Here is a 23,445-nt window from a genome sequence, read left to right as displayed (position 1 = left end):
ATATGAGTTCTAATTTCAAAAGCTTTGTCGTTTTTGCCGAAATGCGCACGGGCTCCAACTTTCTGGAGAGTAACCTGAACGCCTTTGACGGGATCACCTGCCACGGCGAGGCCTTCAACCCGCATTTTATCGGCTACCCCAAAAGCACCGAGATTTTGGGCATAGACCAGCAAACACGGGACGACGACCCGACAAAGCTGCTGGTTGCGATACGCGACAAGACCAAGGGCATCGGCGGGTTTCGCTATTTCCACAATCACGACCCGCGCGTGCTGGACCCGCTGTTGGAGGACGCCGCCTGCGCCAAGATCATCCTGACGCGCAACCCTGTCGAAAGCTACGTCAGCTGGAAGATCGCGCGCAGCACCGGTCAGTGGAAATTGACGGATGTGAAAGCGCGGAAAAAGGCGCAAGCCGTCTTTGACGAAGAAGAATTCTCGGACCACCTAGAGGCGCTTCAGGCGTTCCAGCTGACACTGTTGAACCGGTTGCAGACGCTGGGGCAGACGGCGTTTTACGTGGCCTATGAGGATCTGCAAAGCGTCGAGGTGATGAACGGTCTGGCGCGGTATCTGGGCGTGGATCACCCGCTAGAGGCGTTGGATAAAAGTCTGAAGAAGCAGAACCCCGACCCGATCTCGGCCAAGGTCAGCAATTATGACGATATGCTGGATGCGCTTGGCCGGATGGATCGCTTCGACCTGACCCGCACCCCAAATTTCGAACCCCGCCGCGGGCCGGTGGTGCCGTCCTATGTCGCGGCGGCCGAAGCTCCGTTGCTTTATTTGCCCTTGCGCAGCGGGCCAGAGCCGCAGGTGCTGGACTGGATGGCGGCGCTGGATGGTGTCGGGCGGGACAAGCTGCAAACCAAGTTGAACCAGAAGCAGTTGCGCCAATGGAAGCGCCGGCATCCCGGTCACCGCAGCTTCACCGTGCTGCGGCATCCGGTGGACCGTGCGCATGACGCGTTCTGCCGGCACATCGTGACCACGGACAAAGGCAGCTACCCGCAGCTGCGCACGACGTTGATCAACCGCTACAAGCTGCCGCTGCCGAAAGGCGAACCGGACAACAGCTATGACGCCGATGCGCATCGCGCGGCGTTCAAGGCGTTTCTGACCTTCCTCAAGGGGAATCTGAACGGGCAGACAGCAATCCGTGTAGACCAGGCATGGTGCACGCAGGCGCAGGCGGTACAGGGTTTCGGCGAATTCGCCTTGCCCGACCGGATCATCCGCGAGGACGCGCTGGCCGCAGAGCTGTCAGCTTTGGCGCAAAGCGTCGGGGTGCAACCGCCCGCAGCCTTGCCCGCACGACCCGCAACCCACCCCTTTGCGCTGGCCGACATCTATGATGCCGACATCGAAAAACGCGCATCCGACGCGTACCAACGGGACTATATGTTGTTCGGGTTCAAAAGCTGGGGGTAGCGCCGCTTAGGCGGCCTGCGTTGCCTGTGCTTCGGTCAGGATCGCGTAAAGCGTGGCGGGGTCCGGGTTGGCCCGCAGCTTAGAGCAGACAGAGGCATTGCGCAGTGTGCGCGACACCAGCGCCAGCGCCTTGAGGTGTTCGACACCCGCGCTTTCAGGGGCAAACAGGGCAAAGGCGATATCGACCGGCTGGCGGTCGACCGCGTTGAAATCGATCGGCTTGTCGAGAAGCACAAAGGCGCCCAGCACATTGTCCAGACCTTCAAGCCGCGCGTGGGGCAGCGCGACCCCGTGGCCCACGCCTGTCGGACCAAGGGATTCGCGCGTCATCAAGGCTTCGACCACCGCGGCGGCTTTCAAGCCGTAAGCATTATGCGCCAGCTCCCCGATATCGTGGAGCAGGCGTTTCTTGCTTGAGGCCGATGTGAGGACTTTGACAGCCCCCGGCTTTAGGAGTTTCGCAAAATTCATTCTGCTCGCTCTGTTCTCGGCCGCTGATGGGTCCGGTTTGTGTTACGACGGATCGATCCAGCCGATGTTGCCGTCATCGCGACGGTAGACAACGTTTACGCCTTCTTGACCGTCTTTGCGGAAGACCACGACAGGCGTTCCCGAAATTTCCATCTGCATCACAGCTTCACCCACAGACAAGGTCGCGATCTTGGTCTGCATTTCCGCGATGATCATGGGTTGGAGTGTTTCGGGTTCCTGCGCGTCTGAATCGCTTTCTGAGGCGAGGATATACGAGGATGCACCGAAAAGTTCAACCGGTTGCGCACGCTCGCGATGGTGATCTTTCAACCGTCGCTTGTAGCGCCTCAGCTGCTTTTCCATCTTTGCTGCACATGAATCGAAAGATCCATAGATATCAGTAGCATGCGCTTTCGCTGACGCCGTAAGGCCAGTCGATAGGTGCACCGTCGTTTCGCAGACGAACTCGTGACCGGATTTGGAAAAGATGACATTCGCGTCCGTCGGACGCTCAGCATACTTCTGGACAGCTTCGCCCAATTCCGTTTTCACATGCGTTTGCAGGGCTTCGCCGATGTCGATTTGTTTGCCACTGATTTGGTACCGCATAAATTCTCCTTGTTCTTATGATCCGGACAACACCATAGGCCGCATAAAATGCGGTAAAGGCGGGGTCAGATGCGGGTGAATGACGATGCGACGCGTTCGAGAGACACCATCCCTTTGGGAAGGGGGGGATGCAGCACAAACATGATACGCCGTCTCGCCATAGTCCTATTGAGCGCGTGATTGGGCCGCGTTGTCAAATGAATCCGGCGCATGGATGTGCGGAAACTAGCGCAATATGTCTGTAGTTGATTAGGAAATGCGGAAGTTATCGCCCAGGTAGACCCGGCGCACATTCTCGTTCTGCACGACCTCTTCCGGGGTGCCGGACATCAGCACAGTGCCTTCGTGCAAGATGTAAGCACGGTCCACAATATCCAATGTTTCCCGAACGTTATGGTCGGTGATTAGCACGCCGATGCCGCGCTTTTTTAGATCGGCAACCAGATGGCGGATGTCATCCACCGAAATCGGGTCCACGCCGGCAAAGGGCTCGTCGAGCAGCAGGTATTTGGGATCGGCCGCCAGACAGCGGGCGATTTCCACGCGGCGACGCTCCCCGCCTGACAGGGCCAAGGCCGGCGCACGGCGCAGGTGTTCGATGGAAAATTCCGACAGCAAGGCTTCAAGCCGTTCACGCCGCCCGCGCGCGTCAGAGATAGAGATATCCAGAATCGCCGAGATATTGTCTTGCACGCTCAGCCCGCGAAAGATGCTCATCTCTTGCGGGAGGTAGCCGATGCCAAGCTGTGCGCGGCGATACATCGGCAGGGTGGTGACGTTCTTGCCATCAATCGTGACAGTGCCGCCCTCGGGCATGACCAGCCCGGCCACGGCGTAAAACGTGGTCGTCTTGCCGGACCCGTTCGGCCCCAGCAGGGCAACAACCTCGCCCCGGTTCAGCTCCATCGAGAAGTCGCGGATGACGGTTTTCTTGCGGTAGGATTTACGCAGATGTTCGATACGCAGACCGCTTGCGCCATCCGTGACCGTCAAATTCGGGGAAGACATCAGTTGTTGCTGCCCGTTTGCAGGATTGTTTTCACGCGGCCGGACATCTGCGCCGTGCCGTCCGACAGCTTGACGCTCATCGTGTCAGAGCTGAGCGCATTGCGCCCTTGGGTCAGCAGCACGTTCCCCGACATCACGATCGTGCCCGTGTCGATGTCGTAATCCGCGCGCTCTGATTCGGCGGCGTCCTTGCCCGAGACAAGGGTCACACCGCCTGTCGCTTCAAGCCGCGCGATGCCTTCGGCCTCTGCCCGGTACACAACCAGAACGCGTGCGGCGGACAGGCGCATCTCGCCCTGACCGATCAGCACATTCCCAGTGAAAACAGCCGATCCGTCCCCTTGATCGACTGACAGGTTGTCGGCGGTCACCTCGACGGGCAGGCCGGTATCCTGTCGGATCGACCCAAAGGCCACATTGGTCCCTTGTGCGGCGATTGGCATCGCGGAAAGGAGCAGGAAAACGGGCAGCAGTAGGTGTTTCACGTGCGTCACTCTGATTTGGATTTCGGTTTGTATATCAGCTTCACCCGGTTTGTGAAAACCAATTGGGGGGCGGTTTGCTCATCTGTTTGCGTTATCGACATGGCACCAGCCTCCAGCGTACCACCTGGGGTAGTGCCGTGGACCGCGCCCGGCGACTGGATATTCAGCCCCGACAGGTCTGACGTGATCTTTTCGCTTTGCAGCCGGTATCCGGTCGAGGTCGTCAGGATCACCTTGCCCAGCAGATCGGCCACGTCCTCGGCGATGTCAAAATCGGCGAGATCCGATTGCAGGCGAAAGGTCGATCCCTCGGGGGTGTTGATCGTCGCACGCAGGTTTTCGGCGTGGTTCATGCCGGTCTGCCCGTCGGGGCGGGTGAGCACATCGGCATAGAACGACAGCTCGTCCCCCTCTGACGTCGCGCCGGTAAAGAAGGGGCCGGTGATCTGCTGGTCGCGCAGGCGATCTTGCACCTCTTTCTCGGCAAAGGGGATGGCCTGCCCGGGATCAATCGCGCGCGACAGCAGGAACAGGGTCGACAGCAGGCCAAGCGCTGCCAAGGGGAACAGCACCTTGAGCCAAGAGATCAGCCTTGTGTAACGGTCCCCCTGCATCGCGCCCTAGCCCAGACCGACGCGTAGGCAGTCGTGGATATGCAGCAGACCTGCGGGGACGTCCCCTTGGGCGGGGTCCAGCACCAGCAGACAGGTGATCTTGCGGGCGTTCATGATGCCCACAGCCTTTTCCGCCAGCGCGTCGGGTGCGACGGTGACAGGGGTCGGCGTCATGACCTCGCGCGCGGTTTTGGACATCAGCCCGTCAAGGTGACGCCCCAAATCGCCGCTGGTGATGATACCGGCCAGCGCGCCGTTGCTGTCGGTGACAATCACCACGCCAAAGGATTTACTGCTCATCGCCATCAGCGCGTCGGACATCGGGGCATCGACCTGCACCAGCGGAAGCGCATCGCCCGTGTGCATCAGATCAGCGACGCGGCTAAGCCGCGCGCCAAGTTTGCCACCGGGGTGGAATTCGCGGAAATGTTCGGCGGTGAAGGCGCGATTTTCCATCAGGGCAATCGCCACAGCATCCCCCATCGCCAGTGTCATCGTGGTCGATGTCGACGGCACCACGCCGGTCCCGCAGGCCTCTGCCAGTTGCGGCAGTTCCAGCACCACGTCGCATTGCGCGCCAAGGCTGCTTTGCGCGCGGCTGGTGATGCCGATCAGCGGGATGGAAAAGCGGCGCGAATAGGCGATCAGATTGGCAAGCTCCGGCGCTTCGCCCGAGTTCGAGATCGCAAGCACCACATCATCGCCGGTGATCATCCCCAGATCGCCGTGGCTTGCCTCGGCAGGGTGGACGAACTGCGCGGGCGTGCCGGTGCTTGCCAGCGTCGCGGCGATCTTTTTGGCGATATGGCCGGATTTGCCAATGCCGGTGACAATCACCCGCCCACGGGTCGCGACCAGCAGGTCGATCGCCTGACGGAAACGGTCGTCCAGACTGTCGGCCAGTTGTTCAAGCGCTTGGGCTTCGGTGCGGATGACGCGGCGGGCGGTATCTAGGAAAGGTGTGGTCATGCGTGTGCAAAAATATCCGTTTCGGGCCAGCCGTCCAAATCGAGTTGGGCACGGGTTGGCAAAAATTCAAAACACGCTTGCGCGAGCTCGATGCGTCCTTCGCGGATCAACATCTGGTTCAGCACGTCCCGCAGCTTGTGCAGATGCAGCACGTCCGAGGCGGCATAGTCGATCTGCGCTTTGGTCAGCGTCTCGGCACCCCAATCGCTGGATTGCTGCTGTTTGGAGATATCGACGCTCAGCAGTTCTTGGCAGAGTTTGGCAAGCCCGTGGCGGTCGGTATAGGTGCGCACAAGGCGGCTGGCGATCTTGGTGCAATAGACCGGCGCGGCCTTGGCCCCAAAGGTGTTCAGCAAAGCCGCGATGTCAAACCGGCCATAGTGGAACAGCTTGAGCACATGCGGGTCTTCGAGCAGGGCACAAAGATTAGGGGCCTCGGTCTGGCCCTTGGCGATCTGGACCAGATGCGCGTTCCCGTCACCGCCGGACAGCTGCACGACACACAGCCGGTCACGGTGCGGATGCAGCCCCATGGTTTCGCAATCGATCGCGACCATCGGTCCAAGGTTCAGCCCGTCGGGCAGGTCATTTTGGTAAACTGTATTTGTCATGCCCTCCCTATATCCCGACGGCGCGCGTTGGGAAAGCATCGCTTTCTGCGCGGCCTCAGGCGGTGGCGATTTCCGGCAGGTCGGGGCGTGGGTAGGCTTCAAGCAGGGCAGCAACCCTTTGATGCGCGACCAGACCGGCCCAATCATCGCGGATCAGCGGACGCGGCAGCGCGGGGTGCTTCAGCGCAAGGCGGCGCCAATTATGCACGATCAGGCAGCGCAGGGTCGCAATTTGCAATGGCGTCAGCGTGTCGGCGCCGGCAAGGTCGCGCGCGACATGGTGCAAGGCGTCCGACAGCTGCGCATAGCTTTCGGCAAGGGAGGCAGGCTCTAGCTGGCGTTTCATCCAGTCGGGGGCAGCCTGACCGGGCAGCGTGGCGGCATCTTTCGGCACAGGCAGGGCGGCGTCCCCGACATAAAGACGCGGCATCAACGTGGTGAATCCCGCCTTTTCCAGCGCGCCGGAGTCGGCGTCATCGGTCACGACCATTTGCCAGTGCTCGGGCAGATCGTCAGGGGTGGCGTAGATCCGGCCACTGGCCGCCTGACTTTGGGCGCGGCCTTCGGGGGTGAGGCTGTGATGGCTGATCCGCCCGTGTTTCTCGGAGGCGATCCATTTGTCCTTGCGCAAACGATGCAGAGCCACGCGCGCGGCCTCGGGGCGGACGTCCATCGCCGACATGATCGCCGACAGCACCGGCCCGCCGATGATCTGCCCTTCCTGTCGGGCCAGATCACCAAAGAGACTGATCATCAAAGACCAGACGCGCTGGCCGCCAAGGTCTTTCAGTGGGGCGATCGCAAGGTCAAAGTCGTCAATAGGCATTCATCGTCAGCAATTCATACTCGGCCACGGCGGCATCATCCTGATTGGTCAGGGTCACGTGCCAGCGTACCTCACCGTATTCGTCATTGCGAGGCGTCTTTGCCTTGACGCTGAGCCGGACCTTGATGCTGTCGCCCGCCTGCACCGGTGCCATAAAGCGCAGGTTGTCCAGCCCGGTATTCGCCAGCACAGGGCCGGGGTCAGGCTGCACGAACAGCCCTGCGGCAAAGCTCAGCAGCAGATAGCCATGGGCAACACGGCCCGGAAAGAACGGGTTCGCCTTGGCGGCGGCGTCATCCATATGCGCGTAAAACGTATCACCGGTGAAATGGGCGAAGGTCTCGATATCCTCCAGCGACACGGTGCGGCTCGCCGAATTGAACGTCTCGCCCAGATCGAGCGTGCCAAAGCGGCGGGTGAACGGGTGGTCGCGGTCCGAAATCTCGGTCGCGCCGGGCACCCATTGCTTGCCGATGGCGGTCAGAATATCGGGGCTGCCCTGAATGGCGGTGCGCTGCATGTAATGCATGACACCGCGCACGCCGCCCAGTTCCTCGCCGCCGCCTGCACGCCCCGGACCCCCGTGGACCATATGGGGCAGGGGGGCACCGTGGCCCGTCGCCTCGGCCATCGAGTCGCGGTTGTTGAAATAGAGCCGCCCGTGAAACGCGCCTGCGCCCATCACCATGTCGCGTGCGGTCTCGCCATCGCGGGTGATGATGGAGGCGACCAGCGACCCTTTGCCTTTGTTCAGTAGCGCGATGGCGTGATCGGTGTCGCGGTAAGGCATGATGGTGGACACAGGGCCAAAAGCCTCGGTGTCGTGCACATGCGTGGCGGCATCGGGATCGGCGCAGTGGAACAGCATCGGCGGGACAAAGGCGCCTTTCTGGGCATCCGCGCCCTCGACCGCAAAGGCGTCGGGGTCGCCAAAGACACGCGTCGCCTCTGTCCCGATCAGGGCGGCTTTCTCCAGCACGTCGCGGCGCTGCGATTGCGAAACAAGCGCGCCCATTTTCGTGCCTTCAAGACGGGGATCGCCGATGGTGACTTTGGCCAGCCGGTCCGACAGCGCGGCGATCAGCGCATCCACATGGGGTTGCGGTACCATGATCCGGCGGATGGCGGTGCATTTCTGCCCCGCCTTGGCCGTCATCTCGCGCTGGACCTCTTTCACAAACAGATCGAACTCGGGCGTGCCGGGGCCCGCATCAGACCCTAACACAGAGGCATTGAGACTATCCTGTTCAGACGCGAACCGGACGGAGCGTTCGACCAACACAGGGTTGCTGCGCAGTTTCAGTGCCGTTTCAGCAGAGCCGGTAAAGCTGACGACATCCTGACAATCGAGGTGGTCCAGCATATCGCCCAAGCCCCCCGTCACCAACTGGATCGCGCCGTCTGGCAGAATACCGGACTGGATCATCAGGCGGAAACAGGCCTCGGTCACCTGACAGGTGGCGGTGGCGGGTTTGACGATGGCAGGCACCCCGGCCAGCAGCGTCGGGGCGAGCTTTTCCAACATGCCCCAAACGGGGAAGTTGAAAGCGTTGATATGCACTGCAACGCCCTGCAGCGGCGTGCAGATGTGGCGGCCCATGAACTGACCCGCGCGGCCCAGCTGTTCGACGGGACCATCAAGATAGACCTGATCATCCGGCATCTCGCGGCGACCCTTGGCGGCGTAGACCTGCATCGTGCCGATCCCGCCATCCACGTCGATCATGTGGTCAGCCTGCGTGCCACCTGTGTCGAACGACAGCTCGTATAGGCTCTGTTTATGGTCATTGAGATACAGCGCGACGGCCTTGAGCATCCGGGCTCGGTCGTGAAAGGTCAGCTTGCGCAGGGCAAGGCCGCCGATGTCACGAGCATAGGCCAGCATCGTCTGAACCTGCAGCGCGTCATTGCCGGCTTGGGCGATCACATCGCCGGTGATAGCACTTGCGATGTTGCGTGCACCGGCACCGGGGTTGATCCATTGTCCGGCGGCAAAGCTTTGGATATCGCGCATATTGGGCCCCTTAGTGATGGTCGTAGTCAATGAAAAGCGTGTCGCTCAGCGGATAGCTTTGGCAGCTCAGCCGGTATCCCCGTTCGACTTCGTAGTCCTCCAGCGCGTGGTTCGACAGCATCTCGACCTCGCCTTCGGTGACCTTGCACATGCAGGTCGAACAGACCCCCGCCTTGCAGGCAAAGGGCGCATCAAGGTTATTCTCTAGCGCGGCATCCAGTACCGACTGCCCCTTGGCCATGGTAAAGCTGTGCTGCGCGCCGTCTATTTTCACGGTCACCTGCGTTTGCGCCTGACCTTCGCTGCGCTTGGCCATTTCTTGTTTCGCCAGACGGCCCTGTTGGCTTTCGCTGAACAGTTCGAACTTGATCTGTTCAGGCTCTAACCCGTGGGTTTTCAGGGCATCCGCGATGGCCAGCATCATCGGCTCCGGCCCGCAGATAAAGGCCATGTCCATGTCCGACACGTCGATCCAGGTCTTGAACAGCTCGGCGCATTTATTCTGGTCTACGCGGCCGGTGAACAGGTCGATGTCCTGGCCGCTTTCCAGCATGTGGATGACGCTCAACCGGCCCATATAGCGGTTCTTGAGATCCTCCAGCTCTTCGCGGAACATGATCGTGTTCACAGCGCGGTTGGCATAGACCAGCGTAAAGGTCGATTTGGGCTCGCGTTTCAGCACCGTCTTGAGGATCGACAGCACGGGCGTGATCCCCGACCCGCCGGCAAAGCCAAGGTAATTCCGCGCGCGATCAGGCTCTAACCCGGCGGAAAACGTGCCTTGGGGGGGCATGGCATGCAGCGTATCCCCGACCTTCAATACTTCGTTCGCAAAGGTAGAGAAGGCACCGCCATCGACCCGCTTGATCCCCACTTGCAGCACGCCGTCATCCAGACCGGCGCAAATGGAATAGTTGCGGCGCAGCTGGGTCCCGTCGAAATCCTGTTTGAAGGTCAGATACTGACCCTGCTTGAAGGCAAACGCCTTTGGGTCTTCGGGCTGCAGGGTCAAGACCACCGCGTCGCGGATGGTGCGGTGAATATCAGTCACTAATAAGGGGAGAAATTGGCTCATGGGTCAGATACACTTAAAATAATCGAAGGGTTCCAGACAGTCGGTGCAGCGCCATTGCGCCTTGCAGGGGGTCGATCCGAACTGGCTGATCTTTTCCAGCTGCGTCGATTGGCACCGGGGGCAGCGTTCGGGGCCACCTGCGGGTTGGGGCGGGGCGATGCCGTAGCTTTCCAGCTTGGCGCGGCCTGCGTCGGTCATCCAGTCAGAGGTCCAGGCAGGCGAAAGTTGCCGCTTTAGAGACAGTTTTTCGATTCCATGCCCGCGCAATGCCGTTTCGATATCAAGGTTGATGATCGTCGTGGCAGGGCAGCCGGAGTAGGTCGGCGTCACCGTGACCTCTAGCGTGTCATCCTGCCATTGCACATCGCGGATGATCCCCAGGTCGGTCAGCGAGATTACCGGAATCTCGGGGTCCGGCACGGCGTGAAGCCAGCCCCAAACAGTCTCTAACGAAGGCTTTTCGACTACCATGTCGCATCCGGGTAGGCGCGTTGCAGCCATTGCATCTGCGTCAGCATATGCCCCAGATGTTCCGAATGGCGTTTACCGGATTTGCCGCCGCGATGGCCGAAATCGCTTTCGGGCCGTGTCAGCGTGGCGGCGGTGAAGACATCGTTCACCAAGGTATCATAGGCGGCGCGCAGGGACGCAGGATCGGGCGCGATGCCTGCTGCGACCATGGCCTCGTCCACAGCGTCCGCGACGAACATTTCCCCGACATAGGGCCACAACAGGTCCAGCGCGCTCTGCATGCGGCGGTGGCTTTCCTCGGTGCCGTCGCCAAGGCCGATCACCGTGTCTGTCGCGCGCTCCAGATGGTAGGTCACCTCTTTGCTCGACTTTTCCGCGATGGCGGCGATCTGTGCATCGCTGCTTTCCATCAGGGCGGTCAGCTGCGACAGGTGCCATGCGTCAAACAGGAACTGGCGCATGATCGTCTGGCCGAAATCGCCGTTGGGCTGTTCGACCAACAACAGATTGCGGAAATCCCAGACGTCACGGTGAAAGGCAAGCCGATCCGCATCGCGACCCGCGTCTTCGACCTTACCCGCCAGATCCAGCCAAAGCGTGGTCTGGCCGATCAGGTCCAGCGCGGTATTCGCCAGCGCGATGTCTTCCTCCAGCACGGGGGCGTGGCCGCACCATTCCGAAACGCGGTGCCCCAGAACAAGGGTGTTATCCCCCATCCGGCATAGAAATTCGAACAAATCGCCTTTGTTAGGGTCTATATTTGCCGTGCTCACATCGCCCCCACTTCGTCTGGAATGTCAAAGAAGGTGGGGTGGCGGTAGACTTTGTCGTTGGCGGGCTCGTACAGCGGGCCTTTTTCCTCGGGCGAGGAGGCAGCGATATGGGCGGCCTCGACGACCCAGATGCTCACGCCTTCGTTGCGGCGCGTATAAACATCGCGGGCATTCTTGATCGCCATTTCGGCGTCAGCTGCGTGAAGCGACCCGACGTGGCGATGGCTCAGCCCGTGCTGGCCGCGAATGAAAATCTCGAACAGGGGCCATTCATCGGCGCGCGCCTTGCCGTGGTCGACCGCTTGGGTGCCGGGGTAGGGTTTTGCTTCTGGGCTGCTCATCTTGCTTACTCCGCTGCCAGTTTCGCGGCGCGTTTCTTCGCCGCATGTGCCATTAAACCGTCCCGCACCCACGCGCCGTCGTCCCACGCCTTGTTGCGCGCGGCGAGCCGTTCGGTATTGCAGGGGCCATTGCCCTTGAGCACGTCAAAGAATTCGTCCCAATCGGGCTGGGTAAAGTCGTAATGCCCGCGTTCCTCGTTCCACTTCAGATCGGGGTCGGGAACGCTGAGGCCCAGATATTCGGCCTGCGGGACACATTCATCGACAAACTTCTGACGCAGCTCGTCGTTGGAGTTCATCTTGATCTTCCACGCCATCGATTGCGCCGAATGGACGGAATTTTCGTCTGACGGGCCAAACATCATCAGCGCAGGCCCCCAGAAGCGGTTCAGCGCGTCCTGCGCCATCTTGCGCTGCGCGTCTGTGCCCTTCGCCATCTTCATCATGATGTCGTAGCCCTGGCGCTGGTGGAACGATTCCTCTTTGCAGATACGCACCATCGCGCGGGCATAGGGGCCGTAGGATGTGCGTTGCAACGGCACCTGGTTCATGATCGCTGCACCATCGACCAGCCAGCCGACAGCCCCCATGTCGGCCCATGTCAGGGTCGGATAATTGAAGATAGAGCTGTATTTCATTTTGCCCGACAGAAGGTCGCGGGTCAGCTGGTCACGGCTGACCCCCAGTGTTTCGGCGGCACAATAGAGATACAGACCGTGGCCTGCCTCGTCCTGCACCTTGGCGAGCAGGATCGCCTTACGCTCCAGCGTCGGGGCGCGGGTGATCCAGTTGCCTTCTGGCAACTGGCCCACGATTTCCGAATGCGCATGCTGGCCGATCTGCCGGATCAGGTTCTTGCGATACCCCTCCGGCATCCAGTCTTTCGGTTCGATCTTGCCGCCCGCATTTATCCGTTCCTGAAAGGCGCGTTCCTGCGGATCCATCTCTTCGAGAGATTTGACACCTTGGCCGGTGGATTTGATCATCTGTGCATACATCGTTCAGATCCTTTCAGGGGGATAATTGCGTTAAGCGCGTTCGAGAATGATGGCGACGCCTTGGCCGACACCGACACACATGGTGCACAGCGCATAGCGGCCGCCTGTGCGTTTCAACTGCAGAGCTGCGGTCATGACCAGACGGGCACCGGACATCCCCAGCGGGTGACCGATGGCAATCGCGCCGCCGTTGGCATTCACATGAGGCGCATCATCCGCCACGCCAAGCGCGCGCAATGTGGCGATCCCTTGCGAAGCGAATGCTTCGTTCAGTTCGATCACATCCATCTGGTCGATGGTCAGACCTGCGCGGGCCAGAACTTTCTGACTGGCAGGAACAGGGCCGATGCCCATGACGCGCGGTTCAACACCCGCGGCAGAGATACCGACAACGCGTGCAATCGGGGTCAGCCCGTGCTGCGACGCCGCCGCTTCAGAGGCCATCAGCATCGCCGCCGCGCCGTCGTTGACGCCAGAGGCATTGCCCGCGGTCACGGTCAGGTCGGGGCCGTTGATCGGGCGCAGCTTGGTCAGCGCTTCGATCGTGGTGCCGGGGCGCGGGTGTTCGTCGCGGTCAAAGACAATCGGGTCGCCCTTGCGCTGCGGGATCGACACGGGGGTGATCTCGTCGGCGAAAACACCGGCCTTGTCCGCCGCTTCCCAACGGTCTTGACTGCGCTTGGCAAAGGCGTCCTGATCTTCGCGGCTGATATCATAATCCGTAGCCACGTTGTCGCCGGTTTCGGGCATGGATTCGACGCCGTATTGCGCCTTCATCTTGGGGTTCACAAAGCGCCAGCCAATGGTGGTGTCATAGACAGCGTTGTTGCGCGAGAAGGCGGTTTCTGCCTTGGGCATCACGAAAGGCGCGCGGGTCATGCTTTCGACGCCGCCGGCAATCGCCAGATCCATGTCGCCGGATTTGATCGCGCGGGCCGCGGCACCGACGGCATCCATGCCAGAGGCACATAGGCGGTTGATCGTTGCACCGGGCACATCGACCGGCAGACCGGCCAGCAGGGCGGCCATACGGGCCACGTTACGGTTGTCTTCGCCGGCCTGGTTGGCACAGCCAAAGATCACGTCATCGATTTTGGACCAATCCAGATCAGGATTGCGGGCCATCAGTGCGGCAATCGGTGCCGCTGCCAGATCATCAGCGCGGACCGATGACAATGCGCCGCCAAAGCGGCCGATGGGTGTGCGCTGCGCGTCACAAATAAAAGCGTCCATGAAAGTCTCCCTTGGTTGACGAGCGTAGGGATAGTCGCGATTCGACGCAACTTAAATGTTACCTGACATTTTTCAGTTTACATATTTTGTAACATAAGGGTGGGCGGGGTAACGCGCAAGGAGGTCTGTTCGGGCCGCTTGGGCGAGGCGCGCAACCTTCCCCCGCAGGAGCGCTGGAACAGGGGTGGAAACCCCGTTAAAACAATGCGCAAGATGCGCCCCAGACTGATTTGACCCGAACGGACCTGACCCATGCATAGTGTGACCCTGCTAACCTCTCCTCAACGCCCGCAGCTTGAGGCGTCGCTGGTCGATGCCGTGCGCAACGCATGGGGCGGCGGGGATGCGGTATGGCTTGCTCCGGACGAGGCGGCGGGCTTTGACATGAAGCGGATGCCGGGCAATCGCTGGGATGTCTGGGCCGAATGCCAGGGGATGGGGGTCGATCTGGTGATCACCCCGTCGGAAGGCCGCCGCAAGAAGATGCTGCTGGCGGACATGGACAGCACCATGATCCAGCAGGAGTGTATCGACGAGCTGGCAGATGAGGCCGGGGTCGGGGACCGCGTGAAAGATATCACCGCCCGCGCCATGAACGGAGAGCTTGATTTCAACGCCGCCCTGCGCGAACGGGTTGGTCTGTTGAAGGGGCTGGACGAGGCGGTGATCACCCGCGTGCTGGCCGAACGGATCACCCATATGCCCGGCGGCAAGACCCTGATCGCCACGATGAAGGCAAATGGGGCCTATGCGGCGCTTGTTTCGGGCGGTTTCACGGCATTCACCGCCGCGGTGGCAGAGGCGCTTGGCTTTGACGAGAACCGCGCGAATACGCTGATCGCATCGGATGGCGTGCTGACCGGCGACGTCGGCGTGCCGATCCTGGGCAAACAGGCCAAGGTCGATGCGCTGGAACAGATCACCGCGCGGCTGGGGCTGTCAGAGGACGACGTGATTGCCGTGGGCGACGGGGCAAACGATCTGGGCATGCTGGCGCGCGCGGGCATGGGCGTGGCGCTGCACGCCAAGCCCGCCGTGGCGGCGGAATGTGACGTGCGGATCAACTTTGGCGACCTGACGGCGCTGCTTTATGTGCAGGGGTACGCCAAGGACGAATTCGTCATCTAGGCGCGCAAGCTGCATGGGGCGCTGCTCCATACCCCGGGATTTTTAACCATTTGGAAGCGGCGTTACGCAAAGCCAGCGGCAGGTTTGAGCGTGCCCGTAATGATGCCGCGCCGGTTTTCTATCGGGGCATTGCGGTATTTCAACGCTTCGGGGTGGTTCGGGTCGAGCGCGCCGAGTTTGACCAGGATCGAGGTGATCACGCATTCGGCCGCGCGTTTGGTGCCACAGGCCGCCTTGAGAGCCACGCCGATGTTCTGATCCGGCAGGATCGCGATGAAGAACCCCTCGGCCCCGGTTTTGAGCGCGACCTTGCCGTTCATCGCGCGCATCAGATTGGTGCAGGCGCGGGTCTCGCCGGCGACAAGGTCGGGGTGCAGGCGCATGGCCTGATGCAGCCGCGCCTCGGCCGACCCATCAGGAGCAGCGGCGAAATGCGCCATGGCGCGGGCCATACCGTGTAGCGTGGTTGCAAAATTCGGGACAGAGCAGCCGTCGATCCCGAAGCCGGGCGAGGTGGTGCCGGTCACACGCTCGAACGCCTCGAGACAGGCGCGTTGCACGGGGTGGTCCGGCTTTTCGTAATCCGAGCCGCCGCCCATATGGGTGTTTACGGTCAGGAACCCTGCGTGTTTGCCGGAACATTCATGGTGGATCTGGCAAGGCTGCGTGCCGGAACACACCAGTGCATTGCGGGCGGCCTCGTCCCCGGGAAGTGCCGTGCCGCAGCGAAAGGCGCTGTCGTCCAGCCCCAATGTCTTGAGCCAGTCAGAGATGATGCCCACATGCAAATCCGCCGCCTGATGGGACGCGCAGGCCAGCGCCAGATGTTGGGGCCCAAGGCCATAGGCATCGGCGGCACCGGACTGGATCAGGGGCAGCGCCTGGATCATCTTGGCAGAGGAGCGCGGCAGGATCACCGTGTCGGGATCGCCCCAAGCCTGCAGGATCTGACCGCTGCTGTCACAGACCACCGCATGACCCGAATGCACGCTTTCCAGAAACGGACCACGCCAGATTTCGGCAAAGGGGGCTGCTTGGGTCATGAATTATCCTTTTCGTTGGCGAATTCCTGCCAATCAGGGTTTCGTGTGTCGCCTGTTTGCCGTTATTATGCTTGTTGACGAGAGAAATACAGTTCCTTTGATCAAGAGCGCCTCCCGAAGGGCTGCCATTGGGGAATTGTTGTGATGTTGAGGTTAATGGCGGCTGGAGGCCCAGGTAGATGATGAACTTTAGGACGATTGGTTTTGCGGCGGCGCTGGCGGGTCTGAGCGCAGGCAGCGTTTTCGCGCAAGCGCAAAGCACGAACCGCGTGGCAGCAGAGACGGACTGGAGCGTATTCGTCGAAGACAACCCGACCGAATGCTGGGGCGTCTCCACGCCGAAAGAATCTGTAAACTCCCGCGATGGTCGCGTTGTGGCGGTGAACCGTGGCCAGACCCTGCTGATGGTCTTTTACCGTCCAAGCGCAGGGGCCAAGGGGCAGGTGGCCTTTACCGGCGGCTATCCCTTTGCGTCGGGGTCGACGGTCAACATGAACATCGGCGGCACCACGTTCGAGCTGTTTACCGAAGGCGAATGGGCCTGGCCTGCGACCACCGAGGACGACAACAAGATCATCGCCGCGATGAAACGTGGCGCGGATGCCAAGCTTACGGGCCGTTCCGGGCGAGGGACACAGACCGAGGACACGTTCTCGCTTCTGGGGTTCACAGCTGCGGTTGAAGATGCGGCCAAACGCTGCGGCGGCTAGGTTTTTCCGCCTGAACTGATCGCAAAGCCCTGCCATTGGCGGGGCTTTTTCATACCAAGGGTTTGGTCGATAAAGCGGCCATGTCGGGCGAAGCTATGCACTCAGCCCGGCCCAGCAATGCGGCGTTTCCTTTTGATTTAGGGAAAAATCCCTATATAGAGCGCTCAAACCCCTGCACACCGGAGAATCCCCATGTCTGCGACCGCGCCGATCACTCAAGATGTCATGACCATTCCGCGCAAGCAGGCGGAGGGGCCGATGAACCTTGTCGGGCTGACCCGTGACGCCATGCGCGCTGCGCTGATTGCCGAAGGTACGCCTGAAAAGCAGGCGAAGATGCGCGTCGGGCAGATCTGGCAGTGGATCTATCAATGGGGCACGCGCGATTTTGCCGACATGACCAATCTGTCGAAAGCATTCCGCGCCGAGCTGGCCGAGAAGTTTGTGATCGAAGTGCCCGAGGTCGTGACCAAACAGGTGTCAGAGGATGGCACCCGCAAGTATCTGGTGCGCATCGCGGGCGGTCATGAGGTCGAAGTGGTGTATATCCCCGAAGAAGGCCGCGGCACGCTATGTGTCAGCTCGCAGGTTGGGTGTACCCTGACGTGTTCCTTCTGCCACACCGGTACGCAGAAACTTGTGCGCAACCTGACTGCGGCCGAGATCATCGGGCAAGTGATGGTGGCGCGGGATGATCTGGGTGAATGGCCCGTGCCCGGGACCATCTCAGAGGCACCGCGGTTGTTGTCCAACATCGTCCTGATGGGCATGGGCGAGCCGCTGTATAACTTTGAAAACGTGCGCGACGCGATGAAGATCGCAATGGACCCCGAGGGCATCCAGCTGTCACGCCGCCGGATCACCCTATCGACTTCGGGTGTAGTGCCAGAGATCGCACGTACAGCCGAGGAAATCGGCTGTCAGTTAGCTGTGTCGTTCCACGCGACCACGGATGAGGTGCGTAACAAGCTGGTGCCGATCAACAAACGCTGGAACATCGCAGAGCTGATAGAGGCGCTGCGGGCCTATCCTAAGGTCAGCAATTCTGAACGGATCACGTTTGAATATGTGATGCTGGATGGTGTGAACGATTCAGACGCAGATGCGCACCGTTTGATAGAGCTGATCCGAGGTATCCCTGCCAAGATTAACCTGATCCCGTTCAACGAATGGCCCGGCGCACCGTATAAGCGGTCGTCGAATAACCGTATCCGCGCGTTCTCCGAGATTGTGTATCAGGCCGGCTATGCCTCGCCTGTGCGTAAACCACGCGGCGAAGACATCATGGCCGCGTGTGGTCAGTTGAAATCGGCGACCGAGCGTGAACGCAAATCGCGCAAGCAGATCGAGGCAGACGCAGGGATGTAACCCCTTAGCGTCAAACGAATAGCATGATGCAGCCGTCCCGATCTGGGGCGGCTGTTTGTATTTTTAGCGGTCGATTGTGGCGCGCTCACCGTGAAATGACCTTGGGTGCGCCACATTTAAGCAGAAATTAAGTCATCATCGCCCAGAATATTGTTTCCATCGACAACACAATCAGGAGCGATACTGCAATGACTATCATTATTAAAAACGACGCCTTTATCACTGCCGATGTACTGGCGCTTGTCACGCGCGAACGCGAAAGCGCCTTGTCCTACCGCGAATGGAAACATCGTCTGGCCGGCTATGGCTATGGGGTACGTGATACGGACCACGGGTCCGTTTTGGAAACGCTGCCGCATCACGTTGAGGTCTGTGTGCTTCCGGCCGATCTTTGCGCCTGATCTGACCGGGGTCTTTATTTGGAACGCCCGGGGACTTCCTCTCGGGCGGGGGCTGTATCCCAGTTTTCGATCAGCTTCATCGCCTCGTCGGCGGATTCGACGAATTGGAACAGGTCCAGATCTTGATCAGAGATCGTGCCCGCGTCGGCCAGCGCATCCCAGTTGATGATCTTTTCCCAGAAGGCACGACCGAACAGCAGGAACGGCACACGGCTCATCCGGCCTGTCTGGATCAGGGTCAGCGTCTCAAACATCTCGTCCAGGGTGCCGAAACCGCCCGGGAATACGCAGATCGCACGTGCACGCATCAGGAAGTGCATCTTGCGGATCGCGAAGTAGTGAAAGTTAAAGCACAGCTCGGGTGTGACATATTCATTCGGGGCCTGTTCAAACGGAAGCACGATATTCAGCCCGATGGATTGCCCGCCTGCGTCGATGGCACCGCGGTTGCCTGCTTCCATTACGCCGGGGCCACCGCCTGTGACGATGACATTATCCTGACCGTCGCTCTCCATCGATTTCAGCGTCATCAGCCGCGCGAATTCGCGGGCTTCATCATAGAAATGCGACAGGTCGGCCAGCGTTTTTGTACGCGCCTTGTCTTTGTGTGCGGGGGCCGGAATACGCGCGCCGCCGAACAGCACGATGGTGGATTTGACGCCATGCGCATCCAACGCCATCTCTGGCTTCAGCAGTTCAAGTTGCAGCCGGACGGGGCGCAATTCCTGACGGCACATAAAATCATCATCGGTAAAGGCCAGCCGGTAGGCCGGGGCCCGCGTCTGCGGCGTGTCGGGAACATCCTGTGCTGTGGCGCGGTCGTCGCCGGCCTGCCGCAGGGGGTGGCGTTTTGAATCGGTCATCATACTCTCCGGTCTATCCGAGCGGTTTGCGCCCTTTATCGCAACATGCCCGCCTTTGGCGCAAATGACCACGCCATCCGACGTCATTGCACGACGGGCCTGACGACTGTATAGCCAGTCGCAACATTTGACCCTCATTCGCCGGAGCTACACCCATGTCGAACGCCCAACTTGAAACTGCCATCGAAGCCGCTTGGGATGCCCGTGACACGATCACATCGGCCACCACCGGCGAAACACGTGACGCGATCGAAGACACGCTGGCCGCGCTGGACAGCGGCAAGCTGCGCGTTGCCGAAAAGATGGAGAACGGCGACTGGCATGTGAACCAATGGGCCAAGAAAGCGGTCCTGCTGGGCTTCCGCATCAAGGATATGGAACAGCACGACGGCGGCCCGCAGGGCAGCGGCTGGTGGGACAAGGTCGATAGCAAGTTCAAAGGCTGGAACGATGCCGACTGGAAAGAGGCGGGCTTTCGCGCCGTGCCCAACTGTGTCGTGCGCAAATCGGCCTATATCGCGCCGGGCGTCGTGCTGATGCCGTCCTTTGTGAACATTGGTGCCTATGTCGACAGCGGCACAATGGTTGACACATGGGCGACCGTCGGGTCCTGTGCGCAGATCGGCAAGAACGTCCACCTGTCGGGTGGCGTTGGCATCGGTGGCGTGCTCGAGCCCATGCAGGCCGGCCCGACAATCATCGAAGACAACTGCTTTATCGGTGCGCGTTCCGAGGTGGTCGAAGGCTGTATCGTCCGCGAAGGCTCCGTTCTGGGGATGGGGGTCTACATCGGCCAGTCGACCAAAATCCTCGACCGTGAATCCGGCGAAGTCTTCTATGGCGAAGTGCCCGCGGGGTCGGTCGTTGTGGCGGGGTCCATGCCGTCGAAGAACGGTGTGCACCTTTATTGCGCCGTGATCGTGAAGCGCGTCGACGAAAAGACCCGCTCCAAAACCTCGATCAACGAGCTGCTGCGCGACTAAGGGAACCTTTTCACAGACCTGTGAGTTCACTCTATGAAACAAGATTTATGGAGAATTTGAAATGACAGGTCTGGGTTGGTTCGCAGCAATAATCGTCGGTGGTCTGGCCGGTTGGATCGCGGAAAAGATCATGAAGTCCGATATGGGGCTGATCATGAACATTATTCTGGGGATCATTGGCGCGATCGTTGCCAACTTCCTGCTGATGACAATCGTCGGTGCGACCTTGGGTGGCTGGATTGGTCAGCTGGTCGTCGGCGTCATCGGGGCCTGCCTGTTGATTTGGGTCACACGTTTGGTACGCGGACGTAGCTGACCCTTTTCAGACGACACAGAACACGATAGGGCTGCCGCATCTTAATGCGGTGGCCCTTTTTATGTCTGACCAGAAGAAACCCAAGAAACCGTCACGCCAGCAGGTCTATACGCTGCTGGTCGAGATTGGCCGCAAAGAGGGCGACGGCCTGCCGGACAAGGCGACGGGCGCTGCGCTGATGTGCTTTGCCTCTGGTATCGACGAAGCGGAAGCCGTGCGCGAGACGGTCGCCATCCTGAAACAGGCTGATACCAACCCGCTGGACGTGACCGGATACGGCACGATTGCCGACCGCGAGGCCGAAGGCCACGAGATTGACGAAGACGAACGGGCCTTGATGGCGCGGGCGCTGGATGAAAACTCTGTCATTATTGCGCAGATGACGCCTTTCTTCGACTAAGGTTCCTGCGCGACTTTGCAGCGCTGGCGTGGGCTATGTGGCTCACCGCTTTGTGTATTTCCGCGCTGCCCCTTGGCTTTGGTGAATTTTCCCCACAAATGTAGGGCAACACCGCGACACACGCCGAAGGAGCCCTGACATGTCCGCCATAGATCCCGTAGACCTGACCGCCAAACTGGTGCGTTGCCCGTCGGTCACCCCCGCAGACGGGGGCGCGCAAGAGGTGCTGTTCGATCTGCTGACCGAGGCGGGGTTTGACTGTGCCTGGGCGGACCGTGGCGGGATCAAGAACCTCTTTGCGCGTTGGGGCAACAAGGGTAACACACGCAGCTTCGGCTTTAACGGTCACACCGATGTCGTGCCCATCGGGAACGAGGCCGATTGGACGATGCCGCCCTTTGGCGCAGAGGTCAAAGACGGCATCATGTACGGGCGCGGCACCACCGATATGAAATCCGGTGTGGCTGCCTTTACCGCCGCGGCCATCGACTTTGTCCGCGACACGCCCCCGGATGGGTCCATCGTGCTGGCAATCACCGGCGACGAGGAAGCCGAAGGCATCGACGGCACCCGCGCCTTGCTGGATTACATGCAAGAGGCGGGCGAACGGATGGATGTTTGTCTGGTAGGGGAGCCGACATGTCCGAACAAAATGGGTGAGATGATCAAGATCGGGCGGCGCGGGTCGCTGAACGCGCATTTTCGCGTGATCGGCAAACAGGGCCATGCGGCCTATCCTCACCGCGCCAATAATCCGATGCCTGCGATGATGCGGCTGATGGATCAGCTTGCCTCGCATCAGATGGACGAAGGGACCGACCATTTCGATCCCTCCACGCTGGCGATTGTCACCGTCGATACCGGCAACCCCGCGACCAACGTGATCCCGGCTGAAACCCGCGCGACGGTGAACATCCGTTTTAACGACAAGCATTCGGGCGCTAGCCTGACCACTTGGCTGGAGGAACAGGCCGCCGCGATCCGCGACAGTTTCGGCGTGCAGGTCGAGCTCAAGGTCAAGATTTCAGGCGAGAGCTTTATCACGCCACCGGGTGAGCTGTCTGATCTGGTGTCCAAAGCGGTGCAGGCAGAGACGGGGGTGACACCTGAACTGTCCACCTCTGGCGGGACGTCGGATGCGCGGTTCATGAAGCACCACTGCCCTGTGGTTGAATTCGGGCTGGTTGGTCAGTCCATGCACGAGGTCGACGAAAACGTCGAGGTGGCGCAGATCCACCAGCTCAAATCCATCTATACCCGCATCCTGAAGGACTATTTCGCATGACCGCCCATATCGCCGTGACCGAAGACCTCGCCAGCTGTCACCTGCTGCGCCGCATCGTCTTTATCGAAGAGCAGAACGTGTCGGAAGCCGATGAAATGGACGACCGCGATGACGACGCCACGCATTTCCTTGCCACCGAGGAAGAGCTGCCGATCGGCTCTGCGCGGATGCATATCAAGGGTGATACGGCCAAGATCGGGCGCGTATGTGTGATCAAGTCCCACCGCGGTACGGGGCTTGGCGCGGCGCTGATCCGCGCGGCGGTAGACGAGGCGCGCAAGGATCCTGCCGTGCGCTTCGTGAAGCTCGGCGCGCAGCTGCATGCTTTGGGGTTCTACGAAAAGCTGGGGTTCGTGGCGCAGGGGCCGGTCTTTGACGACGCCGGCATTGATCATCGCGAGATGGTGCTGTCGCTTTGAACCGCACGCTGGTTATCATGGTGAAAGAGCCGCTGCCGGGGCGGGTCAAGACGCGGCTTGGCCGTGATCTGGGCATGACCGCTGCCGCGTGGTGGTTCCGGCATCAGACCCGCGCTTTGATCCGCCGTGTGCAAGATCCGCGCTGGCAGGTGGTGCTGGCTGTCGCACCGGATCGTGCAGGGCTGTCCAGCCGCGTTTGGCCCGCGCATCTGCCCCGCTGGCCGCAGGGGCGCGGCGATCTGGGGGATCGTATGGGTCGTATGCTGCGTGCCGCGCCCGCGGGGCCGGTCTGTGTCATCGGGGCGGATATTCCGGGCGTGACCGCGGCGCGGGTGGCTGATGCGTTTCGCGCGCTCGGGTCTCATGACGCGGTGTTCGGGCCTGCACCGGACGGGGGCTATTGGCTGGTCGGGCTGAAACGCGCCCGCCCCGTGCCGCCGCGCCTGTTTGAAAACGTCCGCTGGTCCACGGAGCATGCGCTGGCCGATACCGTCGCCACGCTGCCCGATCACCGCATCGCACAGGTCGCCACATTGCGGGACGTGGATACAATCGACGATTTGCCCATGACGAAGCGGGGTGCGCGTGCTACCTCGTGAAG

The 23,445-nt window shown here is 60.8% G+C and carries 28 protein-coding genes; 11 read left to right on the top strand and 17 right to left on the bottom strand.

Annotation, left to right across the window (positions count from 1 at the left end; all coding sequences use genetic code 11):
- Positions 1 to 2 precede the first annotated feature (2 nt).
- The gene (locus AB1495_RS05530) at positions 3 to 1,430 is read left to right on the top strand and encodes a sulfotransferase family 2 domain-containing protein (protein ID WP_074636559.1); all 1,428 of its coding nucleotides are present in this window, start codon (positions 3 to 5) and stop codon (positions 1,428 to 1,430) included.
- Between the two features lie 6 nt (positions 1,431 to 1,436).
- Here AB1495_RS05530 and AB1495_RS05525 read toward each other — a convergent pair whose 3' ends face one another.
- From AB1495_RS05525 to pcaF, 15 genes are all read right to left on the bottom strand, one after another.
- The gene (locus AB1495_RS05525) at positions 1,437 to 1,901 is read right to left on the bottom strand and encodes a PTS sugar transporter subunit IIA (RefSeq protein WP_005850566.1); all 465 of its coding nucleotides are present in this window, start codon (positions 1,899 to 1,901) and stop codon (positions 1,437 to 1,439) included.
- 42 nt (positions 1,902 to 1,943) lie between these two features.
- Positions 1,944 to 2,510, bottom strand: a complete 567-nt coding sequence (gene raiA / locus AB1495_RS05520) for a ribosome hibernation-promoting factor, HPF/YfiA family (RefSeq protein ID WP_005850565.1) — start codon at positions 2,508 to 2,510, stop codon at positions 1,944 to 1,946.
- Between the two features lie 249 nt (positions 2,511 to 2,759).
- Positions 2,760 to 3,518, bottom strand: coding sequence for an LPS export ABC transporter ATP-binding protein (lptB, locus tag AB1495_RS05515; protein ID WP_005850564.1), 759 nt, complete (start codon positions 3,516 to 3,518; stop codon positions 2,760 to 2,762).
- Entirely contained in the window at positions 3,518 to 4,012 is a 495-nt protein-coding gene (locus AB1495_RS05510; protein WP_005850563.1) for an LptA/OstA family protein, read from the bottom strand. The genes lptB and AB1495_RS05510 overlap by 1 nt, the downstream gene beginning before the upstream one ends.
- Positions 4,009 to 4,617, bottom strand: coding sequence for an LPS export ABC transporter periplasmic protein LptC (lptC, locus tag AB1495_RS05505; RefSeq protein WP_009825618.1), 609 nt, complete (start codon positions 4,615 to 4,617; stop codon positions 4,009 to 4,011). The genes AB1495_RS05510 and lptC overlap by 4 nt, the downstream gene beginning before the upstream one ends.
- Before the next feature lie 6 nt (positions 4,618 to 4,623).
- Entirely contained in the window at positions 4,624 to 5,586 is a 963-nt protein-coding gene (locus AB1495_RS05500) for an SIS domain-containing protein (protein ID WP_064217285.1), read from the bottom strand.
- Complete coding sequence (locus AB1495_RS05495; RefSeq protein ID WP_005850559.1) at positions 5,583 to 6,197, bottom strand: ribonuclease D; 615 nt, start codon at positions 6,195 to 6,197, stop codon at positions 5,583 to 5,585. The genes AB1495_RS05500 and AB1495_RS05495 overlap by 4 nt, the downstream gene beginning before the upstream one ends.
- A gap of 55 nt (positions 6,198 to 6,252) precedes the next feature.
- Complete coding sequence (locus AB1495_RS05490) at positions 6,253 to 7,023, bottom strand: PaaX family transcriptional regulator C-terminal domain-containing protein (RefSeq protein ID WP_074636557.1); 771 nt, start codon at positions 7,021 to 7,023, stop codon at positions 6,253 to 6,255.
- Positions 7,013 to 9,037 (bottom strand): phenylacetic acid degradation bifunctional protein PaaZ, encoded by a 2,025-nt coding sequence (gene paaZ, locus AB1495_RS05485; protein ID WP_074636555.1) that lies wholly within the window; start codon positions 9,035 to 9,037, stop codon positions 7,013 to 7,015. The genes AB1495_RS05490 and paaZ overlap by 11 nt, the downstream gene beginning before the upstream one ends.
- 10 nt (positions 9,038 to 9,047) lie before the next feature.
- Positions 9,048 to 10,112, bottom strand: a complete 1,065-nt coding sequence (locus tag AB1495_RS05480; protein WP_074636553.1) for a 2Fe-2S iron-sulfur cluster-binding protein — start codon at positions 10,110 to 10,112, stop codon at positions 9,048 to 9,050.
- Positions 10,113 to 10,115: 3 nt separating this feature from the next.
- A complete protein-coding gene (gene paaD, locus AB1495_RS05475) occupies positions 10,116 to 10,583 on the bottom strand; it encodes a 1,2-phenylacetyl-CoA epoxidase subunit PaaD (RefSeq protein WP_074636551.1) in 468 nt (155 codons plus the stop codon).
- Positions 10,577 to 11,299 carry a 1,2-phenylacetyl-CoA epoxidase subunit PaaC gene (gene paaC, locus AB1495_RS05470; protein WP_074636549.1) on the bottom strand — a complete coding sequence of 241 codons (723 nt, stop codon included), beginning with the start codon at positions 11,297 to 11,299 and terminating at the stop codon, positions 10,577 to 10,579. The genes paaD and paaC overlap by 7 nt, the downstream gene beginning before the upstream one ends.
- A 53-nt stretch (positions 11,300 to 11,352) precedes the next feature.
- Positions 11,353 to 11,697 (bottom strand): 1,2-phenylacetyl-CoA epoxidase subunit PaaB, encoded by a 345-nt coding sequence (paaB, locus tag AB1495_RS05465; RefSeq protein ID WP_005850550.1) that lies wholly within the window; start codon positions 11,695 to 11,697, stop codon positions 11,353 to 11,355.
- A gap of 5 nt (positions 11,698 to 11,702) precedes the next feature.
- Positions 11,703 to 12,695 (bottom strand): 1,2-phenylacetyl-CoA epoxidase subunit PaaA, encoded by a 993-nt coding sequence (paaA, locus tag AB1495_RS05460; RefSeq protein ID WP_037942555.1) that lies wholly within the window; start codon positions 12,693 to 12,695, stop codon positions 11,703 to 11,705.
- Between the two features lie 30 nt (positions 12,696 to 12,725).
- Positions 12,726 to 13,928 carry a 3-oxoadipyl-CoA thiolase gene (pcaF, locus tag AB1495_RS05455; protein WP_074636548.1) on the bottom strand — a complete coding sequence of 401 codons (1,203 nt, stop codon included), beginning with the start codon at positions 13,926 to 13,928 and terminating at the stop codon, positions 12,726 to 12,728.
- 252 nt (positions 13,929 to 14,180) lie between these two features.
- On the opposite strand from pcaF, the gene serB reads away from it, so the two are divergent.
- Positions 14,181 to 15,056, top strand: coding sequence for a phosphoserine phosphatase SerB (gene serB, locus AB1495_RS05450; RefSeq protein ID WP_005850546.1), 876 nt, complete (start codon positions 14,181 to 14,183; stop codon positions 15,054 to 15,056).
- A gap of 62 nt (positions 15,057 to 15,118) precedes the next feature.
- On the opposite strand, the gene AB1495_RS05445 is transcribed toward serB, so the two are convergent.
- Complete coding sequence (locus AB1495_RS05445) at positions 15,119 to 16,099, bottom strand: asparaginase (RefSeq protein ID WP_074636546.1); 981 nt, start codon at positions 16,097 to 16,099, stop codon at positions 15,119 to 15,121.
- 179 nt (positions 16,100 to 16,278) lie between these two features.
- On the opposite strand from AB1495_RS05445, the gene AB1495_RS05440 reads away from it, so the two are divergent.
- From AB1495_RS05440 to AB1495_RS05430, 3 genes are all read left to right on the top strand, one after another.
- Positions 16,279 to 16,809: an invasion associated locus B family protein gene (locus AB1495_RS05440; protein WP_005850544.1), complete on the top strand. Its 531-nt coding sequence runs from the start codon at positions 16,279 to 16,281 to the stop codon at positions 16,807 to 16,809.
- Positions 16,810 to 17,001: 192 nt separating this feature from the next.
- On the top strand, positions 17,002 to 18,177 hold the full coding sequence (gene rlmN / locus AB1495_RS05435; RefSeq protein WP_074636544.1) for a 23S rRNA (adenine(2503)-C(2))-methyltransferase RlmN: 1,176 nt from the start codon (positions 17,002 to 17,004) through the stop codon (positions 18,175 to 18,177).
- Positions 18,178 to 18,365: 188 nt separating this feature from the next.
- Complete coding sequence (locus AB1495_RS05430; protein ID WP_074636541.1) at positions 18,366 to 18,578, top strand: hypothetical protein; 213 nt, start codon at positions 18,366 to 18,368, stop codon at positions 18,576 to 18,578.
- Between the two features lie 14 nt (positions 18,579 to 18,592).
- Here AB1495_RS05430 and AB1495_RS05425 read toward each other — a convergent pair whose 3' ends face one another.
- Entirely contained in the window at positions 18,593 to 19,444 is an 852-nt protein-coding gene (locus AB1495_RS05425) for a TIGR00730 family Rossman fold protein (RefSeq protein ID WP_093732082.1), read from the bottom strand.
- A 152-nt stretch (positions 19,445 to 19,596) separates the two neighbouring features.
- Between AB1495_RS05425 and dapD the strand changes: the two genes are divergently transcribed.
- The 6 genes from dapD to AB1495_RS05395 all read left to right on the top strand — a co-directional run bounded on the left by dapD (position 19,597) and on the right by AB1495_RS05395 (position 23,443).
- Positions 19,597 to 20,424, top strand: coding sequence for a 2,3,4,5-tetrahydropyridine-2,6-dicarboxylate N-succinyltransferase (gene dapD / locus AB1495_RS05420; protein ID WP_074636539.1), 828 nt, complete (start codon positions 19,597 to 19,599; stop codon positions 20,422 to 20,424).
- A gap of 61 nt (positions 20,425 to 20,485) precedes the next feature.
- Positions 20,486 to 20,740 carry a GlsB/YeaQ/YmgE family stress response membrane protein gene (locus tag AB1495_RS05415; protein ID WP_005850538.1) on the top strand — a complete coding sequence of 85 codons (255 nt, stop codon included), beginning with the start codon at positions 20,486 to 20,488 and terminating at the stop codon, positions 20,738 to 20,740.
- A 61-nt stretch (positions 20,741 to 20,801) separates the two neighbouring features.
- The gene (locus AB1495_RS05410; protein WP_005850537.1) at positions 20,802 to 21,140 is read left to right on the top strand and encodes a hypothetical protein; all 339 of its coding nucleotides are present in this window, start codon (positions 20,802 to 20,804) and stop codon (positions 21,138 to 21,140) included.
- A gap of 139 nt (positions 21,141 to 21,279) precedes the next feature.
- On the top strand, positions 21,280 to 22,425 hold the full coding sequence (gene dapE / locus AB1495_RS05405) for a succinyl-diaminopimelate desuccinylase (RefSeq protein ID WP_074636537.1): 1,146 nt from the start codon (positions 21,280 to 21,282) through the stop codon (positions 22,423 to 22,425).
- Positions 22,422 to 22,844 carry a GNAT family N-acetyltransferase gene (locus AB1495_RS05400; RefSeq protein ID WP_005850535.1) on the top strand — a complete coding sequence of 141 codons (423 nt, stop codon included), beginning with the start codon at positions 22,422 to 22,424 and terminating at the stop codon, positions 22,842 to 22,844. Before dapE ends, AB1495_RS05400 begins: the two co-directional genes overlap by 4 nt.
- Positions 22,841 to 23,443 carry a TIGR04282 family arsenosugar biosynthesis glycosyltransferase gene (locus AB1495_RS05395; protein ID WP_064217293.1) on the top strand — a complete coding sequence of 201 codons (603 nt, stop codon included), beginning with the start codon at positions 22,841 to 22,843 and terminating at the stop codon, positions 23,441 to 23,443. Before AB1495_RS05400 ends, AB1495_RS05395 begins: the two co-directional genes overlap by 4 nt.
- Positions 23,444 to 23,445: the final 2 nt, after the last annotated feature.

The organism is Sulfitobacter pontiacus (genome assembly GCF_040790665.1).
Classification (GTDB): domain Bacteria; phylum Pseudomonadota; class Alphaproteobacteria; order Rhodobacterales; family Rhodobacteraceae; genus Sulfitobacter; species Sulfitobacter pontiacus.
Note: the sequence above shows the minus strand (reverse complement) of the source record. Positions and strands in the feature narration are given on the sequence as shown.

What these genes read in the sequence shown, in the direction of transcription:
- AB1495_RS05530 (WP_074636559.1), top strand. Translation starts at nt 3, where the DNA reads ATGAGTTCTAATTTCAAAAGCTTTGTCGTTTTTGCCGAAATGCGCACG.
- AB1495_RS05525 (WP_005850566.1), bottom strand. Translation starts at nt 1,901, where the DNA reads ATGAATTTTGCGAAACTCCTAAAGCCGGGGGCTGTCAAAGTCCTCACA.
- raiA (WP_005850565.1), bottom strand. Translation starts at nt 2,510, where the DNA reads ATGCGGTACCAAATCAGTGGCAAACAAATCGACATCGGCGAAGCCCTG.
- lptB (WP_005850564.1), bottom strand. Translation starts at nt 3,518, where the DNA reads ATGTCTTCCCCGAATTTGACGGTCACGGATGGCGCAAGCGGTCTGCGT.
- lptC (WP_009825618.1), bottom strand. Translation starts at nt 4,617, where the DNA reads ATGCAGGGGGACCGTTACACAAGGCTGATCTCTTGGCTCAAGGTGCTG.
- AB1495_RS05500 (WP_064217285.1), bottom strand. Translation starts at nt 5,586, where the DNA reads ATGACCACACCTTTCCTAGATACCGCCCGCCGCGTCATCCGCACCGAA.
- AB1495_RS05495 (WP_005850559.1), bottom strand. Translation starts at nt 6,197, where the DNA reads ATGACAAATACAGTTTACCAAAATGACCTGCCCGACGGGCTGAACCTT.
- AB1495_RS05490 (WP_074636557.1), bottom strand. Translation starts at nt 7,023, where the DNA reads ATGCCTATTGACGACTTTGACCTTGCGATCGCCCCACTGAAAGACCTT.
- paaZ (WP_074636555.1), bottom strand. Translation starts at nt 9,037, where the DNA reads ATGCGCGATATCCAAAGCTTTGCCGCCGGACAATGGATCAACCCCGGT.
- AB1495_RS05480 (WP_074636553.1), bottom strand. Translation starts at nt 10,112, where the DNA reads ATGAGCCAATTTCTCCCCTTATTAGTGACTGATATTCACCGCACCATC.
- paaD (WP_074636551.1), bottom strand. Translation starts at nt 10,583, where the DNA reads ATGGTAGTCGAAAAGCCTTCGTTAGAGACTGTTTGGGGCTGGCTTCAC.
- paaC (WP_074636549.1), bottom strand. Translation starts at nt 11,299, where the DNA reads ATGGGGGATAACACCCTTGTTCTGGGGCACCGCGTTTCGGAATGGTGC.
- paaB (WP_005850550.1), bottom strand. Translation starts at nt 11,697, where the DNA reads ATGAGCAGCCCAGAAGCAAAACCCTACCCCGGCACCCAAGCGGTCGAC.
- paaA (WP_037942555.1), bottom strand. Translation starts at nt 12,695, where the DNA reads ATGTATGCACAGATGATCAAATCCACCGGCCAAGGTGTCAAATCTCTC.
- pcaF (WP_074636548.1), bottom strand. Translation starts at nt 13,928, where the DNA reads ATGGACGCTTTTATTTGTGACGCGCAGCGCACACCCATCGGCCGCTTT.
- serB (WP_005850546.1), top strand. Translation starts at nt 14,181, where the DNA reads ATGCATAGTGTGACCCTGCTAACCTCTCCTCAACGCCCGCAGCTTGAG.
- AB1495_RS05445 (WP_074636546.1), bottom strand. Translation starts at nt 16,099, where the DNA reads ATGACCCAAGCAGCCCCCTTTGCCGAAATCTGGCGTGGTCCGTTTCTG.
- AB1495_RS05440 (WP_005850544.1), top strand. Translation starts at nt 16,279, where the DNA reads ATGATGAACTTTAGGACGATTGGTTTTGCGGCGGCGCTGGCGGGTCTG.
- rlmN (WP_074636544.1), top strand. Translation starts at nt 17,002, where the DNA reads ATGTCTGCGACCGCGCCGATCACTCAAGATGTCATGACCATTCCGCGC.
- AB1495_RS05430 (WP_074636541.1), top strand. Translation starts at nt 18,366, where the DNA reads ATGACTATCATTATTAAAAACGACGCCTTTATCACTGCCGATGTACTG.
- AB1495_RS05425 (WP_093732082.1), bottom strand. Translation starts at nt 19,444, where the DNA reads ATGATGACCGATTCAAAACGCCACCCCCTGCGGCAGGCCGGCGACGAC.
- dapD (WP_074636539.1), top strand. Translation starts at nt 19,597, where the DNA reads ATGTCGAACGCCCAACTTGAAACTGCCATCGAAGCCGCTTGGGATGCC.
- AB1495_RS05415 (WP_005850538.1), top strand. Translation starts at nt 20,486, where the DNA reads ATGACAGGTCTGGGTTGGTTCGCAGCAATAATCGTCGGTGGTCTGGCC.
- AB1495_RS05410 (WP_005850537.1), top strand. Translation starts at nt 20,802, where the DNA reads ATGTCTGACCAGAAGAAACCCAAGAAACCGTCACGCCAGCAGGTCTAT.
- dapE (WP_074636537.1), top strand. Translation starts at nt 21,280, where the DNA reads ATGTCCGCCATAGATCCCGTAGACCTGACCGCCAAACTGGTGCGTTGC.
- AB1495_RS05400 (WP_005850535.1), top strand. Translation starts at nt 22,422, where the DNA reads ATGACCGCCCATATCGCCGTGACCGAAGACCTCGCCAGCTGTCACCTG.